Here is a 17,473-nt window from a genome sequence, read left to right as displayed (position 1 = left end):
AATTGTGCCCCACCGGAGCACTGATTAGCTGGCTTGCACTACTAGTTCTCCGGTGCGTCAGTTTCCACGCTCGGCGTTGCCAGCACGTCGATGACGATCACCGCAATATTGTCACGGCCGCCTGCTTCCAGTGCTGCCCCGGTCAAAACCCGGGCCGCGTCAGCGCGGTCCTTGTAGTTCACCAGCAAGGTCTGCAGAATATCTTCGGTCAGCTCGCCAGATAATCCGTCGCTGCACAGCATGTAGCGGTCGCCAATGCGTGGATGCAGGACGGTGACATCGGGCTGGCTTTCAGCGCCTGCGCCAAGTGCGCGGGTAATCAGGTTCCGATGCGGGTGGTTGCGGGCTTCCAACTCGGTGATCTGTCCGGCGTCAACCATTTCCTGCACGGCGGAGTGGTCCCGAGTCAGCTGCTGCAGTGCGCCATCACGCAGGCGGTATCCGCGCGAGTCACCCACATTGACCAGAAGCAAGCTCGGGATTTCTTCGGTGACCACCGTGATCGGCTCGGTAGCCGGGGCCAGATTGGCACGGTGGTGCTCCAGCATTTGCGGAGTGATCTTGGAAATGACATCGGTGTTCTGAGTCATCGCGAAGCTTGAGGTCCATGGCGGTACCGCGGCCAAGGGAGCTGTGACGCTGTCACGGCTCTTGCCTGGGGTTTTGATCTGCACCAGGGCGCACAGGGTGGTTCCACCCCGGGATTCAAGGGCTTCGCGGATTCGGTCATCGGCCAGCTGCACCTGGCGCTGGACGTCTGGCACGGTGGGTAGTTTCCGCACCGAGGTCTTATTGGCGAAAACGCAGATCTCCTGCATGGTTTCAACTGCGAGCTGGCTGGCCACTTCACCTGCTTCGTGTCCGCCCATGCCGTCAGCCACCGCGTACACGATGTCATGCATCAGGATTCGGTCCTGGTTTTCTGTTCGCTTCCGGCCCACATCCGTGAGTCCTGCCGCGGCCAGAATGAATGGAACCGGCGCTGGTTCTTTGCTCACTAGTCGATCACCAACCCTTCTCCTTCACCTGCGGAGAGTTCATAGGGTTGAATGTCTCCAAAGCCGCGTACCGCGGTAATTTCCTGGGCGGTGAGCACAAAGCGTGCATCATTGCGCAGGGTATTTGCGGTAATCGCATCGGTAAGCACACTACCCGGTTCTGCCAAGGATGTCAGGCGAGCGGCCATATTCACCGTTGGGCCGTAGATGTCGCCAAGACGGGAAAGCAGACGTCCCCAGACCACGGCGCCGCGAGTCTGCGGGAACATTTCATCCTTTGCCAGTTCGCGCGAGAGCGACAACGCAATCTGGGCACCGGCCTGCGGAGTTTCTGCCACATAGAGCACTTCATCGCCGATGGTCTTGACCAGCCGTCCACCGCCAACCGAGATGATTTCTGCGCACTTGGCCTCAAAGCGCTGCACCAGCTGAGCCAGGGTGCGTTCGTTCATCCGGCGCGAAAGCGAGGTGTAGGAGACCAAATCAGCAAAGCCCACTGCACGGGCCAATGGCAGCGGGGTGCCGCCATCTGATTCGCCACTGTCTTGCTGGTAGGCGGCCACACCAGTTTCCACGCGCAAGGCCATGCGGTGCACTGCAGAGTTCAGCTGACGTCGCCACGAGTAGAGCAACAGGTCTTCAATGGCTGGAATGATTTCTGGAAGCAAGCTGAACAGCTGGCGGCGTGCTTGCCGGTCCGACATGTTCTGGTTGGCGATCATGTCCTCGACCAGGGCTTCAATCTGCCAGACCACCATGCGGTCAGTCATCTGGCCGACCGAACGCATCAATGAGATCGCGGTTTCCTCGGTCAGCTTGCCCTCACGGACCATGCCCACCATGGTTCCCAGCGCTTCCTTGTCTGCCTGGGTGAAGAACACTTCATCGTCGCTCAGCTCCGGGAAGCCGATGGCGCGCCACAGCTTGCGTGCCGAGTGCAAGGAGACTCCGGCTTCGGAGGCTACCTCGCGACGGCGGAATTCGCGTTGGCCACCGATCAGCCGCCGTTCCAGCGAAGCGACGGTATCGCGCACGGCATCTGGTGTGTGAGCTGGAATGCGCAGCGGGCCTTCCATGGCCTGGGCCAGTTCCAGAATAGGGTCCGATTCGGCAGGGGTCGCTACGGGAGGGTGCTGCCTGGCGCCACGGACAGCCTCCGCGGCTGACTGCGGAGAGTCTGCTCGGGGTGTATTGGTGTGCTCGGTGCTCATGCCCCCATGCCCTCACTGTTCGTCGTTTCGGTGTACGCCACATGCTGGTTGCTGCGCAGGTTCGTCATCGCATCCATTGCCAGCGAACGGAAATACGGTACCGATGGAACATGTGCCAATCTCACGTATCCCTGATTGAGCACAATGTCCAAGGTTCCTGCACGCGTCATCGCGTTTTTCGCCTTGGTATGTGCAACCAAGTCTCGAACTGTAAATAATCCTACAGATTGCAGCTTGCCATCGTTGTACGTGGGTCGGAACATGATTCGTTCGGTGGTCAGCACAATTTGGCTGCGCAACCACCGCGCCCACGGAATGACACTCCAAATGAGCACCAGTGCGGCCCATAGGACTACTGAAACGATCATCCACACATCAGCATTGGCTGCTAGCCATTCGGAGAGATCATCACGCGAAAGATATCCCAGGCAGAAAGCGCACAGGGCGGTCAGGAAGAGGAATGCGCCCACAGGCTGCCGCAACACTCGGGAATGTTCGCGAGTTTTGATAATCACTCGTTCCCTCTCATGCAACGGCAACTTCATCGCGGTGTTCCTCGCCCCTCCTGTTCTAGGCTCCATGCTTCGGTCAGCATTTTCAATAATAGTCCCGGGTCAATGCCCAAGACCGCTTAGGCATACTTTCCGTCGGCGCGCCGCACATGGTGCACATCTCCGGCAAGCACGTGCTTTCGCTCTCCGGCACCGTACTCCAAAACCAACGAGCCATCGGAACCCAATTGCACCGCGTTGCCAACGAGCGTGGAACCATCAGGGAATTCCACGCGTACTTCATGCCCCAGTGTGACCAGTTTTTCACTTACGAGCTCAAGCAAGGATTTGCCGCCATTTCCCGGCAACGGCATCTGTGCAACGCCCGCAACTTGGCGGAAACTCTGATCCAAGGCGGCAAATTGCTTTAAATACTCAGCAAGCAGCACGGTCCGGTTGAGGTCCTTGGCGCCGGCCAGGCGCAAAGAGGTTGCGGTAGGGACCGGAAGCTCTTTTCGCTCTTGGTTCACATTTACGCCGGTGCCCACCACCACTGCGTAGCTATCTCCGGTGGGAACCATCTGGGCCAGGATGCCGCAGACTTTCTGCTCACCGGCCAACAGATCATTGGGCCACTTGATGCCCAGCTTAACGCCGGAGATATTTTCAGCGGCCCGGCTCCATGCGAGTGCTGCCAACATGGTGTACCAGGACAAGGATTGGGCAGGGAAACCCGCCCCGGGCGCGACGAGGACGCTGAGGGTGAGCGAGGATCCCTCCGGAGTCACCCATTCTCGACCCAGCCGGCCTTTGCCCGCTTGCTGGTGCTCGGTGAAGTACACGCTCAGGTGCCCGGCTTCTCCGGTGCTGGCCAGCTGCGCCAGCTCGGTGTTGGTGGAGCCGGAAGTTTTCTTGAGCGCCACCAATCCCAATCCCAACTCAGCGGTGAGCTTGGTGAAAAGTTGGGAATCGATCACTGCGCGGTCGGTGCCATGCGGGTTTTCCATGCTTCCAACCCTATGGCACCGACCGTATATTACGCGTGGCGGATCTGGCTTCCGACTTAGAGGAAGATGTCCTGGACCAGTGGGACTTCTGGATTCAGGGTGTACTTTTCCAGGTTCGTTTCACCGGCCAGGGTAAGCACCTGGCCGTCGGTGAAGAAGTTGCCGCTGACGCCTGCTGGTGGGCTTGCAAGAATGGCCATGGCAGCATCTGCGACCACCGAGGCGTCGCGGGCTCCCTGGACCATCTGCTGCCCGCCGGGCAGGTTTCGGATGGCGGCTGTATCAATCAGGGTTTCTGGCCAGAGCGAATTCACGCCAACACCCTCGTCTTTCAGTTCTTCAGCCAGGCCGAGGGTAGTGAGCGACATGCCGTACTTGGCCATGGTGTAGGCAAGGTGCTGCCCGGCCCATTTTGGATCGAGGTTCAAGGGAGGCGAGAGAGTGAGGATATGAGCGTGCGCAGAGTCGCGCAGGTATGGCAGTGCCGTCTTGGACAGCAGGAACGTACCGCGGACATTGATGTCCTGCATCAGGTCATAGCGTTTCATGTCTACCTGGTCGGTCTTGGCCAGATTGATGGCCGAGGCATTGTTGACGACGATATCGATGCCACCGAATTTCACTACCGCTTCTTGAACCGCGCGCTGCACGTCTGCGTCCTCGCGAACGTCTCCAACTACGGCCATCCCTTTGCCGCCAGCGGCGTTGATCTGCTCCACAGCGGTGTGGATGGTCCCTTCCAAAGTCGGATGAGGTGTATCGGTCTTGGAGAGCAGCACCAGATTGGCGCCCTGCTTGGCAGCAGCAAGAGCAATGGCCAAGCCGATGCCGCGGCTGCCGCCGCTCATCAAAATAGTGCGGCCTTTAAGGTTTCCAGGTTCAGGTGCGATATGAGTACGCGATTCACTAGTCATGTGATATAGATTACGCGATGATCCGCCACTAAGCTACCGTTCAGTAACTTATTCTGGCGTGCCTCGCACCAGATTCTGGGCCACTTTGTAAGGTTCCTACAAACATTGGAGCTGTTTGCCCAGCTAGACTGGCTTGGATGGCATTTTTCTTTGTGCCATTCCTACACATTGAAGACAACTCGAGGGAGTCGAAGGCATGACGCAGGGCAGAACCGAGGCAGCCGAGTCAATCGACCTGTCCACCACCGCCGGAAAGCTTGCTGAGTTCCGCCGCCGCCAGAAGCTCTCCGAAGCACCAAGTGGCGAAGCAGCGATTGAAAAGCAGCACTCCCGCGGCAAGCACACTGCCCGCGAACGCATTGAAATGCTCATGGACGAGGACTCCTTCGTCGAGTTCGATGCCCTCGCAGTCCACCGCTCCACCGCTTTCGGCATGGAGAAGAAGAAGCCGCTGGGCGACGGCCTGGTCTCCGGCTACGGCACCGTCGATGGCCGCCTGGTGGCCGTCTACTCGCAGGACTTCACCGTCTACGGCGGCTCCCTGTCCCAGGTCAACGGCGAGAAAATCGTCAAGGTCCAGGAATTCGCGCTGCGCAACGGCTGCCCGGTAGTCGGCATCTTGGATGGCGGCGGCGCCCGCATCCAGGAGGGCGTGGCTTCGCTTGCCATGTTCGCCGATATCTTCCGGAACAACGTGCACGCCTCCGGTGTAGTCCCGCAGATCTCGCTGATCATGGGCCCTTCGGCCGGCGGTGCGGCGTACTCCCCTGCACTGACCGATTACGTGATCATGGTGGACAAAACCAGCCACATGTTCATCACCGGACCGGACGTCATCAAGACCGTCACCGGCGAAGAAATCGACATGGAAACCTTGGGCGGCGCGCGCCAGCACAACGCCAACACCGGTACCGCTACCTACCTGGCTTCCGATGAAGAAGACGCCATCGATTTCTGCAAGGACTTGCTGGACTTCCTGCCTTCCTCGAACCTCGCCGATCCGCTGATCGCTGAGTTCGACGAAGAGCTGGAGATCACCGCAGATGATCTGGAACTCGATACGCTGATCCCGGATTCGGCCAACCAGCCTTATGACATGCGCACTATTATCGAATCCATTGTGGATGACGCGCACTTCTTCGAGATGCAGTCCCTGTATGCACCCAACGTCATGATCGGCTATGCCCGTGTCGAAGGACGTACCGTGGGCATCGTGGCCAACCAGCCAATGCAGTTCGCCGGCACATTGGACATCGCGGCTTCGGAAAAGGCCGCGCGCTTCGTGCGCAACTGCGACGCCTTCAACATCCCGATCCTCACTTTCGTGGACGTGCCCGGCTTCCTGCCCGGCAAGGACCAGGAATTCCAGGGCATCATCCGCCGCGGCGCGAAGCTGCTCTACGCCTACGCTGAGGCCACCGTGCCGAAGCTGACCGTGATCACCCGCAAGGCCTATGGCGGCGCGTACATCGTGATGGGCTCGAAGAAGCTGGGCGCGGATCTCAACCTGGCTTGGCCTACCGCGCAGATCGGCGTGATGGGCGCCCAGGGTGCGGTAAATATCCTCTACCGCCGCGATCTGGCCGCAGTGGAAGCCGAAGGCGGAGACGTCGAGGCACGCCGCAAGCAGATCATCGACGACTACGAGGCCGAACTGCTCAACCCTTATCAGGCAGCTGAGCTGGGTTACGTGGATGCGGTCATCGCACCGAGCGAAACCCGCTTCCAGCTGGTTCGCGGGCTGCGTGCATTGCGCGAGAAGCACGCGACCTTGCCGCCGAAGAAGCACGGCAACATCCCGCTGTAAGCAGCAGGAGCAAACGGACACTTACTAAAGCATCGCAAGGAGCACGCCAATGGAACAGAACACTGCTTTGCCTGTTGCCCCGCAGATTCGTGTCACCAAGGGAAACCCTAGTGATGAAGAACTAGCGGTGGTAACTGCTCTGCTCGCCGCCATGGGCAACGCTCCGGCTGCAGAACCAGAGACCGTTGAACCCAAGAAGCGCGTAGCGCGGATCCGCCGTCGCAGGGCTCTGGCCCCGCGTCTGGGCTGGACTATCGGCCGGCGCTAAAGCTGCCTAAGAGCAACGGCTCGGAAAAGATTCCTCGAAGGAATACTTTTCCGAGCCATTGCTTTTTGTTCTAGTGCCTTGGCATTTAGTCTTCGTCCAGCACTTCACTGTCCAAAACGGCCAAATCCGCACGGGTCACCAGATGCGAGCTCACGGCATGCTCCACGAGCCGGGCCTTGCGGTTGGTAGCCAGGTTTCCAGGACCTCCACGCAGCCCAACTACGCCGGCCTTGTCCAATTTGTCGCAGACGTTGTCGAGTTTTCGATTGAACTTTGTAATTCCCCATCCCAGCCGAGCGGCCGCGGCGGCACTGGTGGGTATTGAGCTCAAACCTGTACCGTCACGGCGCAGCATCGGTTCAGCCAAGGCCACAACCAAGGCACGTTGGGAGCGGGTCAGCAGCACCGGGCCGATGGTAGTTTCGCCCGAGTCATCGTATTCCGGGGAGGCCTGCCTGAAGGCTGGCTGAGCAACATGCACCGACAGCTCATAGGTGGTCGGGCCAGCAGTGAAGACCACCGCTACGCGATTGAGCACCAGCGGCAAACTCGAGTCGGGTGAAAGCCATGCCTGCAATCCACCGGTTCGGTCCGCAATTGTCGCGGTCAGGCGGCTGCCCACATTATTCAACCACCACAGCCCGTTCTGCTTCGTAATGGTCAAGAAGCGCCGGTGCAGATAGGGGTTGTCGTCAATGGCCAGGTCCCCTTCGCGTCCAATGGTGAAGGGCTTGGCGTCATGGACAGGATAGTGCTGCCCACAATATTCGATAGTTACTTCAGCCATTTTCCGTCCCTACTTTCCTGAACCTGCAGGGGTGCAGAACCGTGCCCCATCCGAGATGCGTCCATCATCTCGAACAAGTTTGACCTCAATACAGGTTTGGCCGCCTTCACCAATGCTGGTGGTAGCACTTGGAGACGTGGTCTGCTCGAATTTTCCGGTTTCTGTGGCTGTGATATGTGCCCACCGGTAGTGGTCGCCCTGGTTCGGTTCCGGGTTGGACCAACGGAAAGTTACCGTCTCCCCCACCGTGGAGAATGCAAAGTTATCCACCATAGGCACAGTTCCGCCTACTATGGCATCCTTAGGCTCGTTCGTTGCGGTGATGGGTGGGCCTGAACGCTGTGTGGACTCTGGCTCAAGCAGGTATTGGTTGGCAATGGCGGCGCCTCCAATCAAGAGAACCAGTACAGCGCCCACAGCGATGAAAATCTTCGGCAAGCTCTGCCGTGTATTGGGTGTTGCCGGCGCTTCGGCTGGCGAAGCTGAATCATCTCGGGATTCATTTTCCTTTACGGATGCCGATTGGAATCGTTCACGTACTTGCTGCTGCGGTGCCGGCAGTGGCGGTTGTTCCTGCTGCGGACGTTGTCCGGGGACGAAGGAAATCAGCGGGCCACCAGATAATGGGCGCTGCGCATCGCTGATCGAGGTCACGCTGCGCACCCGGGTGGTTTCACCATTCTGTTCATCGGCGGATTCGCTGGGTTCTTCGAGTATTTCGAAGGGCGTGACCGAGAAGCCCAACTCGATCTGGATCCGCTGCAAGGACCGGGCCAGCTCGGCTGCTGAGCCGAAGCGCGAAGCCGGGTTCTTCGCCATCGATGCGGCCAGTGCTTGATTCAGCGAGTCGGGAACGTCCAGCCGTTCCAGTGGTTTCAACGGTGTATTGCAAATGCGCTCGATGAGCACGGCCTGCGAATTGTCCTGTCCTGGGCGTACGAAGGGCGAGTGACCGGCCAAAACCGTATAGATCGTGGCACCTAGGGAGTAAACATCCATGCGCACTCCGGGAGCCATGCCGTCGCCGAATGCCTCCGGAGCGGACCACGGCACCGAGAGACCGGCGGTATGTGAACCGATAGTTCCGGAGATTCCGAAGTCGGTCAGTGCCGGTCTGTTGTAGTCGGTGGTCAGCACGTTTGCCGGCTTGATATCCCGATGCACAATGCCGGCAAGGTGCGCTGTATGCACCGCAGAGCACAGCTGGATCGCCAAGGACAGCGTTTCGTCAATGCTCAGCACACCCCGACGGTAGCGGGCATCCAAGGACGGCCTGGAACAATATTCCATGGCCAAATAGGACCGCCCGTCTTGCGTGATCTCCGCTTGGTAGATCGTGACAATATACGGATGCGTGGACAGCTGAGCCATCAAGTTAGCTTCAGTCTCGAATTGTTGGCGAGCTTCTTCTTCACTGACATCTGCCAACAGCACCTTGACCGCTACTTGCCGGTTAGGGCGGTGCTGTTCGTATAAATAGACATCGGAAAATCCGCCAGTGCCTAGTGGCTTGACGTAGGTGAATCCCGGAATCTGCGGAGCCTCAGCGGGCGCGCGCCGTTTGCTCACGGCAGGTCCTCAAAGCGTATGCTCACGCCATCACCCAAATCAGCCACATCCCCGTTGATCAGCATGATCTCCTGGTGTCGGGACAAGCGGCGTGGCCGCTGTCCTTCACGCAGCAGCACCGTGCTGTTGGTCGCGCCAAGGTCAACCAGCTGCACATGCCAGCCCTCCACACGCACGCACAGGTGCGAACGGGAAATGTCACCGCTAGGGCTCTCGACCTGCAGCAAGCGCGGTTCCTTATCGGATTTAAGTGCTGCAGCGTTGGGCTGGCGTCCAAGGATCACCGATCGGTTCAGTTCATGGGCAAATTCGCGGGCGCCACCGTGGTCGCTGACAATCATGCGGCCCATGGACGGTTTGCGAACCTGCTGAGCCTGACCGGATAGTCGCTCGCCGCACTCGCGGCAGGTCGAGGAAGTTGGAGGGTTGGGGTGTTGCTTGGAGCAAGAACGAGCCAATATAAATTCATTCAGGGATACCGAATTCTCGGTTCCGTCCTTGGCATCCAGGCTTGAAGAGGTGTCCGTTTTGGGGACGCTGGAGCCACGGATGATGGTGTGCTCGTCATCTGCTGATTCAACCGGATACGCTGCAGCGACAGCTGCCGGACGTGGCTTGATAATCGTTTCCAGATCATCGCCGTCGTTGGTGGCGTATTCAGTTTCTGCTGCACCTCTGGCGCCGAGCAATTGCCCGGCCAGTGAGAATTCTTCTGAATAGGCTTCCTGCTCATATTGCCGTGGATCCTGGGTTATTTCGGAATCTTCGTTATAGCTCGGGGCGTTAGCAGCCTCTGCAGCCTTAGCAGCCCTAGCCAGTACATCAGATGCACTCTTTGGAGCTTCTGCCTTCTTCTCTGGCGCCGTTGCCGGTGCTGGTGCTTTAGGAGCTTCGGCAGGCTTGGCTGCAGTTGTTGCCGGGGCAACAACAGGCTTAGCGGCAGGAGCAGCAGCCGGTTTAGCAGCCGGTGCGGGAGCAGCAGCCGGCTTAGCGGCAGGAGCAACAGCAGCCGGTTTAGCAGCCGGCGCAGGAGCCTTCGCGGGCTCAGCTGGCTTAGCAGCAGGAGCAACAGCAGCCGGTTTAGCAGCCGGCGCAGGAGCCTTCGCGGGCTCAGCTGGCTTAGCAGCAGGAGCAACAGCAGCCGGTTTAGCAGTCGGCGCAGGAGCAACAGCAGCCGGTTTAGCAGCCGGCGCAGGAGCCTTCGCAGGTTCAGCAGTCTTGGCGATAGCAGGAGCAGCCGCCGGTTTATCAGGTTCAGCCGTCTTTGGCGTAGCAACCGTTGGTTTCTGCGGTTCGGCGCCGGATTCGGTGCTTGCAGCATCGGCAGGGCCCCCTGCCTTGGAGCCATTTGCGGTGCCCCAACTCAAGCTGGAGACTCGCACGATTCCGGAACCAATTGGCAGCGCAAAGGCGACTTCAAGATTCGCCGAACCAGTGCGCAAAGTCCACGACGTCGCCTCACCGAGTTTTCGTTCTGTCCAAGTTGTGACACCCGCACCGCTGATTTCTTCAACCCCTGCGGCACTCTGGGCGGCAAATTCTAGGGCACCACGGAGCACCAAATGCGGGGCGCTGTCACGAGATACTAGTGCGAAATTTGGCAGTGCGGCGATGTTCATCTGATACATCGATAGCAGCTCCGAAAGCAGGGCTTCGACCGTCGTAGTTCCCGCAAGCTTGGTCCACAGCCCGTTGATTTGTTCGGCACTGGTGTTTGCCGGCAGCAAGACGATATGTTCGTCATTGACCAAGGCGTACCAGTCTCCGGGAAGGTAACGCAGGCTGTTCATGATTTCTCCTCTTGGTGACTCGTGGTCGTTATGCGTGGGACGGTGATGCCAACGTCATCGGGATGCCCATATTGCACATCAGCGACAATGACGCTGATGTTATCGCGTCCCCCGGAGTCCAGTGCAGCTTGGACAAGTTCTTCGGCGGCTTGTTGCGGATCAGGAAAATGCGCGAGGACTTCCTGGATCGCGCTATCCCCAATTTCACTGCTCAACCCATCTGAACAGACCAGGATTCGTTCGCACCCGCTCAAGGGCACCATCCAATAATCGGGACGGTTATCAGCGTTGATCCCCAATGCGCGGGTGATCACGTGGCGGCGCGGATGGGTAGCTGCCTGCGCGGCATCCAGCTGGCCGATATCCATCAATTCCTGCACTTCGGAATGGTCGACACTGACTTGCTGAAGTATGCCTTGGGCCCATAGATAAGTGCGCGAATCCCCCACGTTGAACACCAGCAGCTGCGGTTGTTCTACTGGCTCGTCCTCAATGCTGCTGGCATCGATCAGCAGTGCTCCGGTGAGCGTGGTACCAGCTCGGCCGGACCCTGCTTCCACAATGTTGCGGTCGGCTTCGATCAACAGGGTGTCCAGGCTCTGCGGATCGAGATGGGCGCCTGCCTGTTGAAAACCGTCGCCCAGGATCTTCAGGCAAAGTGCGCTCGCGATATCGCCAGCCTCATGACCGCCCATGCCGTCTGCGATAGCCAGCAAGCGTTCGGAGGCCAGCAGGCTGTCTTCATTCAAGGTTCGGCGCAGTCCACGGTCAGTTGCCTGTCCGTGGATAAATCCGAGGCTAACCCCGGGAGAAAGATCAGTCACGGTCGCTCCACCTGGAAGTAGCGGTCACCGAAATAGACCACATGGCCAGCCATCGCCTGTTCCGGCTTGCCCGGTACCAGTTCACGGACATTTCCGTCCTTATCGACAATGCTGGATCCATTGCCTGAATCCCGGTCGGTAACCCAGACGCTGTCAACGCCTGGCTGGATCAGCAGATGCGTTTTGGACACGGTTCGTTCCGGATCATCCACCGCAACCAAATGAACTCCGATATCCCCATCTGCGTAAGACGGATTGCGTCCCAGCAAGATGCTGTTCGAGACTTCAAGGCACTGGCTATCGTCAAAGAGCAAATGCAGTGCCTCAGGTGCCTCAGAACGAATCTGGGTATGGCCTAGATCTGCATCCGGGTCCGCATCAGCTTTGGACGGGGAAACCACCACGATCTTCGCCTTCGGCTTCGGTTTCGCAACCGGACGAGGCCTGGCGACCTTCTGCACCTGAGGAGCATTGGTGCGCGCCGCTCCAGGCACCGAATCAATGACACTTGAAGACTGGCTTTGCTCTTCAGGCTCACCAACAAAGCGACGGCCCGGGGCATATTGCTGTTCAGGAGCGAAAGACGCTGGTCCTGCGCTACCACCGGTAGTCAGAGGATCTCTGCCCGCCTTGATATCCAGCACCAAAGTCCCGGCAGCTTTATCGTGCCAGCCTTGCTTCTTGCCGTTCTCATCGAAATGATTCGAAATCACTACCAATACCGATCCGAGGATTGGCACAATTCCTGCAACTGCAATCAGCAAGCGGCGAATAATAGTCTTGCCCCAGCCCGGCCGCTCACCTGCAACGGTGGTGGTGCGCAGCCCAAGCAGCGCATTGCCCAAGGTCTTGCCCGCCGTAGCTTCCCACCACCACAAGAAAATCGTGTACGCCAAGGTCAGTGCTCCATACAGGAAATAGGTTCCGGCCACCTCGCCCACGACCTGGTCGGTGCTCAACGACTTCATCATTTCGGATGCGATCATCGGCAAGAAGATCACCGAGAGGATCAGCACCGGCAGGAAATCAATGAGCCACGAGACCAGTCGCTGCGTAGTGCGGGCATCTACCAGGTCCATTTTTACTGCCATGGCTTACTCCTGTTTTTCCGTTGCAATGTTCGTGCCGTCGTGGCGGTTTTAGCTGCTAGTTCATGAATCAGTGAGCGTGGTGAATACTTCACGCGCATCTTGCCGAAGAATCCTAGCGGTTCTTGCATGTTCTGGGTATGCGCGATGACATCTTCCCAATACTTCTTCACTTGCTCGTCCGTTGGTTCCTCATTTGAGAAGTTCGCAGCATCTGCACGCTGTGCCAAGGACTGTACCGGCAGTGCCAGCGCAGGGAAACCATCAGCTAGCACGCTAGCATTTTCCCTGCGGGTCGCACCGTTCAGGGTCGCGATGCGGTGATCAGTGGCATGGCTGAGCATTTCCTGCCAGCCACCGCTCATGCGCTCACCATTGGTTCCGTTCTTGGCACGTTTCTTGCGGGGCGAAGCTTCAGCAAGGCAACCAACAGCAACGGCGAGAGCAACAGCAGCACCGAGCCCAGCGAAATGCAGGCGATGATAATGACCTGTCCCCAGCGTTCCCAGAAGGTCTGCGGTTCCTCTTCTACTTCCTGCGGTTCCGGTGCAGTCTGCGGAGGCAAATCAGCCTCTTCCTGCCCCGGCGGAGGCGGTTGCAGCACCTGCGGCTGAGGTACAGCCTTGGGCTCCTGCTCTGGCGGGGTGGGCTGCTCGTCTTCATCCGGAGTCGGGTTGAAAGCAACCCAGCCGATATCTTCAAAAGCGATCTCCACCCAGGCATGGACATCCGAGCCCTTGATCTCAACGGTTTCCTGCGGAGCGTACTTCTCTGGATAGAAGCCCATGACTACACGGGCAGGAATTCCCTGTTCACGAGCCATCAAGGCCATCGCCACCGCATACTGCTCGTCATCGCCAATCATCTGCTCTGCATCGAGCAAACTGGTGATTCGTCCTGCGCCATGCCCGGAAAGTGAAGGGACTTGGCCTTCGGCGCCATTCGAGAAGTACCCGGTGCCCGAAAGCATGGACTCAATGCTTCGCACCCGCTGCAGATCTCCACGTGCCGAACCGGTGAATTCAGCGGCTTTCGCTCCCGCGATGGCTGGCACATTGGCTAGTTGAGGCATGCGGAACTGCTCGAAATCAAGATCGGCGAGCTGTTCATCGCTTGGCTTTTGAGGGAAAAGAACCTTGGCCGTGTAGGCATCTCCCTTGCCCAATCCAATCGAGCTCAAGGCGCTTTCGGAGGTATCGCTGTAGAACAGGGAGCGGGCCAGTTCATCTTCCCGGCCCCCGGTCAGTTCAAGGCCCATGAGCTTGCCGCCGGACGGAACCCACACGCCGTCATAGTCTTGGATTGAGATTTCAAGTTCCGCAGAGGTGCGGTCCTGACCGGTGTCAGCTGAACGAATGTCGCTGGCATCGCCCACCGGGGCGAAACTGCCACCGGCAGCTGGATCCACGTTGATGACCATGCCGTTATAGGAATCCAAAGCGGCCAAGCGGATGCGTTCATCCTTCGGCAGCCCCTTGACGGTCAGCAAGGTGTCATCAGCCATCGTTTTCACATACATGCGGAAACGTGTCAGCGGGCTTGGATAATCATAGAGATCCACCGGTGGTTCCAGTGCATCACGCAAAACCTGGCGCGGGGTCTCCGGAGCCAGCAGCGGAGTGGCTGCCGCGGTCACCACGCCGGCACCGGTGAGCACCAAGGCGCCGGCAACGACACGGCGCAGCAACAGTTGCTGGCTGCCCTGGGAACCAAGCTGCTCATGGTTCAACGAGCTGAAGTCGCCAGTTATGCGCGTGGACATGAACCGGCGCCAGGCCAACCAGCCGACCAATACGGAAATCAGGGCAACACCGCGGGCGATAGGCATCGGCACATCACGGGTGCCAAAGACGATGCCCAGAACGAACATTGCCAGTAGCGGCAACAGCGTCCAATACGGCGAGCGCAGATGCCATGCGGCCAAGCCTGCCAGCAGCGCAGTCAGCAGGGCTGACAGGAAAGCCACAATCAGCACGCCACCGTATGAACCTACCGGTGGTGCCACGGTCAGCATGTCTTTCCAGCTGAAGATCAGGCCAGTCAGCAAGGTCCGCAGCGATTGGCCGGTAGGCAGGATGCCGAGGGCCGCTTCGCGTGGTGTCGCCAACGGCGTACCAAGCACCAGGTAAATCAGGGCGAAGATGCCCAAAGTCCGCCAGGTACCCCATTTGAAGTACACGTTGGCCCAGGCCAATGCCAGCCCAGCGACGATGCCGCCGACGGCAGCCAGGGTGAAGTTCAGGCTCGCGCCATAGGCTTCCCAAAGTCCCAGCGCTCCCAGGACCAAGGCCAACCCCAGGCAGGCCGCGTCAACGCCGAATCGCCATAAAGGCATAGCCTGTTTCATGCCACGGCCTTTCGCAGCATCAGGCCAAGCTCATCGAGCTTGCCCAGGCTCAGCACCGTCAGTTCGCCAATGCTCGAACGGGTCGGCTCAGTGCCGCTCTCGCACCGAATGGCAATCGCGCGCACACCGGATGGCACGTGCATCCACGCTTCGCGCAGCGCTTTCGCGCTGGTTCCGGTGCCGGTCAGGAAGAAAATCACCGAAGCTCCGGGGACAGTGTCCGCGGTGTGGCGCACTACATCAACCAGGTTTTCGCGCAGGCTGGCAGCTGCTTCTATGCGGGTCAGCCCGTCCATCATCATCCGGCCGCTTTCGGTACGTACCGGACCTTGCTGGGTGAGGATGGCCAGCTTGCGCTGTTCGGCCACGGCCTGTTGGCCGATGGACGCGGCAACTGAGACGGCAAGCTCGAAATCCTCTTCGGCGTGCTGCTGGCTGTACTCTTCCAGGTTGGTGCTCAAGCTCAGGGCCAGGTGCGAGCGCCGGGTCTCTTCGAATTGGCGGACCATCAGTTCACCGGTTCGCGCCGAAGACTTCCAGTGGATATGCCGGCGGTCATCGCCTGACTGGTATTCACGCAGGGCGTGGAAGGAAACATCTGAGTTGGACAGGTCCGAGGTGGGCATCCCTTCGAGGTCCCGGATGAATCCGGCCGAGGAACCTGCCAAGGCAGTGGTGCGCGGGTGGATGAACAGCTCGTAGCTGTCGGTCCATTTCACTTGGCGGCGCAGAATCGCGAAGGGATCCTGGCGCACCGAACGCACCGGTCCCACGTCCAGTACCTGCCGGCGCTGGGTTGGGATGGTGAACAAGTCTTCGTGGATTTCTTGGGAATCCAAGCGAGGAATCCGGAATTGGGCGGCACCGTGGCCTACCGGAAGTTCCATCATGGCTGGAGCCGAACTGCGCGAGGCCTTGTTCTGCACCTGCAACGCGCCAACGGCCCGGTCCCCCACAGCCACACGCGTGCGGTGCAGGTCCAGCTCCACGCTGAATTCACTGCGGCCCAGGATGAATCCGACCGAGGCCACCAGCAGCAAGCTGGCCATGAAGGCGCCAAGCAGGGCTTCCTGCCAGCCGAAACTGGCGCCGAGGATCCACAAGAGAACCGCGGTACCCAGCAGCACGAAGCCCAGCGGAGATAGAACCGAGGTAATCGGGGCGAGGGAGCGGGAATTGAATTCCTTGGCGCGGGACATGGCCGGGCGCAAGTACTCGCGCAGTACCTCCAGTACCTCACCGGCCATGGTCAGCGATTTTTCGGCCCTGCGGTTCAGCTTGGTGCTCCGTGTAGAACGCTTTGCTCTTCGGTTCATTAACGCTCGTCCTGGTCCTTGCCAGCAACTGGCGAGGACTCTTCGCTACCTCGGCGGGTAGGTGCAGGAACCTTGCGCAGGACCGAGGAGATTACTTGGGTGGCGGTAGTGCCGGTGAATTCTGCTTCGGGGTCCAGCACCAGGCGGTGGGTGAAGATGTGCGGAGCCAATTCCTTGATGTCATCGGGCAGCACATAGTTGCGGCCCTGGCTGGCGGCCCATACCTTCGCAGCACGAACCATTGCCAGTGCTCCGCGCACCGAGACGCCCAGGCGGGTTTCGGAAACCTCGCGGGTTGCTTCGCACAGGGCTGCCACGTATTCCAGGACGGCGGTATCCACGTGCACGGTGGCGGCTAGCTGCGCCATTTCCACCACTGCTTCGGTGGTGATGATCGGCTTCAGTGCCGCCGAGCGATCTCGCTGGGCGCTGCCCGAGAGCAAGGCCACGGTCGCTTCGCGGTCCGGGTAGCCGATGGAGGTCTTGATCAGGAAGCGGTCCAGCTGTGCTTCTGGCAGCCGGTAGGTGCCGGCCTGCTCAATTGGGTTCTGGGTCGCGATGACCATGAACGGGCGGGCTTGCGGGTAGGTGGTTCCATCGACGGTAACCCGGCCTTCTTCCATGACTTCCAGCAAGGCTGACTGGGTCTTTGGCGACGCACGGTTGATTTCATCGGCCAGCACGAGGTTGGCGAAAATCGGTCCGTGGTGGAAGTCGAACTGCCCGCTGCGCTGGTCATAGATGGTGATGCCCGTGACGTCAGAAGGCAAGAGATCCGGGGTGAACTGGATACGCGAGTTGCTTCCCTGCACGGTGGCAGCCAGCGAACGGGCCAGCATGGTCTTGCCGGTGCCCGGGGCGTCTTCCAGCAGCACATGGCCCTCGGTGAGCATGGCCGCTAGCACCAGCTTGATGGCCTGTTCCTTGCCCAGCACGGACTGGCCGACGTTGGACACCAATTTGGCGAAGGTATCGCAGAACCAGGTGGCCTGCTCGGTGCTCATGGTCATGTGCGTCAAGTTCTTTCTATGCGTACTGCTCAATTGCTTGGAAAAT

At 59.4% G+C, this 17,473-nt stretch carries 16 protein-coding genes; 2 read left to right on the top strand and 14 right to left on the bottom strand.

Features of this window, described 5'->3' with window-relative positions; translation table 11 throughout:
• Positions 1 to 41 precede the first annotated feature (41 nt).
• The 5 genes from AARI_RS18485 to AARI_RS04885 form a co-directional block, all read right to left on the bottom strand.
• Positions 42 to 998: a PP2C family protein-serine/threonine phosphatase gene (locus tag AARI_RS18485; RefSeq protein WP_013348230.1), complete on the bottom strand. Its 957-nt coding sequence runs from the start codon at positions 996 to 998 to the stop codon at positions 42 to 44.
• The gene (locus AARI_RS04900; protein WP_013348229.1) at positions 998 to 2,209 is read right to left on the bottom strand and encodes an adenylate/guanylate cyclase domain-containing protein; all 1,212 of its coding nucleotides are present in this window, start codon (positions 2,207 to 2,209) and stop codon (positions 998 to 1,000) included. Before AARI_RS04900 ends, AARI_RS18485 begins: the two co-directional genes overlap by 1 nt.
• The gene (locus AARI_RS04895; RefSeq protein WP_157867096.1) at positions 2,206 to 2,724 is read right to left on the bottom strand and encodes a hypothetical protein; all 519 of its coding nucleotides are present in this window, start codon (positions 2,722 to 2,724) and stop codon (positions 2,206 to 2,208) included. The genes AARI_RS04900 and AARI_RS04895 overlap by 4 nt, the downstream gene beginning before the upstream one ends.
• A gap of 116 nt (positions 2,725 to 2,840) precedes the next feature.
• Positions 2,841 to 3,707: a biotin--[acetyl-CoA-carboxylase] ligase gene (locus tag AARI_RS04890; protein WP_013348227.1), complete on the bottom strand. Its 867-nt coding sequence runs from the start codon at positions 3,705 to 3,707 to the stop codon at positions 2,841 to 2,843.
• Positions 3,708 to 3,763: 56 nt separating this feature from the next.
• The gene (locus tag AARI_RS04885; RefSeq protein ID WP_013348226.1) at positions 3,764 to 4,621 is read right to left on the bottom strand and encodes an SDR family oxidoreductase; all 858 of its coding nucleotides are present in this window, start codon (positions 4,619 to 4,621) and stop codon (positions 3,764 to 3,766) included.
• A 196-nt stretch (positions 4,622 to 4,817) separates the two neighbouring features.
• On the opposite strand from AARI_RS04885, the gene AARI_RS04880 reads away from it, so the two are divergent.
• Positions 4,818 to 6,428 (top strand): acyl-CoA carboxylase subunit beta, encoded by a 1,611-nt coding sequence (locus AARI_RS04880; protein WP_013348225.1) that lies wholly within the window; start codon positions 4,818 to 4,820, stop codon positions 6,426 to 6,428.
• 49 nt (positions 6,429 to 6,477) lie between these two features.
• Positions 6,478 to 6,696, top strand: a complete 219-nt coding sequence (locus AARI_RS04875; RefSeq protein ID WP_013348224.1) for an acyl-CoA carboxylase subunit epsilon — start codon at positions 6,478 to 6,480, stop codon at positions 6,694 to 6,696.
• 85 nt (positions 6,697 to 6,781) lie between these two features.
• On the opposite strand, the gene AARI_RS04870 is transcribed toward AARI_RS04875, so the two are convergent.
• From AARI_RS04870 to AARI_RS04835, 9 genes are read right to left on the bottom strand one after another with little or no spacing between them, the layout of a single operon-like run.
• A complete protein-coding gene (locus tag AARI_RS04870) occupies positions 6,782 to 7,483 on the bottom strand; it encodes an FHA domain-containing protein (protein ID WP_013348223.1) in 702 nt (233 codons plus the stop codon).
• Between the two features lie 9 nt (positions 7,484 to 7,492).
• On the bottom strand, positions 7,493 to 9,052 hold the full coding sequence (locus tag AARI_RS04865; protein WP_013348222.1) for a serine/threonine-protein kinase: 1,560 nt from the start codon (positions 9,050 to 9,052) through the stop codon (positions 7,493 to 7,495).
• Complete coding sequence (locus AARI_RS19595) at positions 9,049 to 10,842, bottom strand: FHA domain-containing protein (RefSeq protein ID WP_013348221.1); 1,794 nt, start codon at positions 10,840 to 10,842, stop codon at positions 9,049 to 9,051. The genes AARI_RS04865 and AARI_RS19595 overlap by 4 nt, the downstream gene beginning before the upstream one ends.
• Positions 10,839 to 11,666, bottom strand: coding sequence for a PP2C family protein-serine/threonine phosphatase (locus AARI_RS04855; RefSeq protein ID WP_013348220.1), 828 nt, complete (start codon positions 11,664 to 11,666; stop codon positions 10,839 to 10,841). Before AARI_RS04855 ends, AARI_RS19595 begins: the two co-directional genes overlap by 4 nt.
• A complete protein-coding gene (locus AARI_RS04850; RefSeq protein ID WP_081461097.1) occupies positions 11,663 to 12,757 on the bottom strand; it encodes an RDD family protein in 1,095 nt (364 codons plus the stop codon). The genes AARI_RS04855 and AARI_RS04850 overlap by 4 nt, the downstream gene beginning before the upstream one ends.
• Positions 12,748 to 13,119 (bottom strand): DUF4129 domain-containing protein, encoded by a 372-nt coding sequence (locus AARI_RS18475; protein ID WP_049862568.1) that lies wholly within the window; start codon positions 13,117 to 13,119, stop codon positions 12,748 to 12,750. The genes AARI_RS04850 and AARI_RS18475 overlap by 10 nt, the downstream gene beginning before the upstream one ends.
• Positions 13,116 to 15,101, bottom strand: a complete 1,986-nt coding sequence (locus tag AARI_RS04845) for a transglutaminase-like domain-containing protein (protein WP_081461096.1) — start codon at positions 15,099 to 15,101, stop codon at positions 13,116 to 13,118. Before AARI_RS04845 ends, AARI_RS18475 begins: the two co-directional genes overlap by 4 nt.
• Positions 15,098 to 16,417, bottom strand: coding sequence for a DUF58 domain-containing protein (locus AARI_RS04840; protein ID WP_013348218.1), 1,320 nt, complete (start codon positions 16,415 to 16,417; stop codon positions 15,098 to 15,100). Before AARI_RS04840 ends, AARI_RS04845 begins: the two co-directional genes overlap by 4 nt.
• Positions 16,417 to 17,427, bottom strand: a complete 1,011-nt coding sequence (locus AARI_RS04835; protein WP_013348217.1) for an AAA family ATPase — start codon at positions 17,425 to 17,427, stop codon at positions 16,417 to 16,419. The genes AARI_RS04840 and AARI_RS04835 overlap by 1 nt, the downstream gene beginning before the upstream one ends.
• Positions 17,428 to 17,473 lie beyond the last annotated feature (46 nt).

It is taken from the genome of Glutamicibacter arilaitensis Re117, from assembly GCF_000197735.1.
GTDB lineage: Bacteria > Actinomycetota > Actinomycetes > Actinomycetales > Micrococcaceae > Glutamicibacter > Glutamicibacter arilaitensis.
The sequence above is the reverse complement of the archived record's forward strand: the minus strand, read 5'-3'. Positions and strand labels throughout refer to the sequence as shown.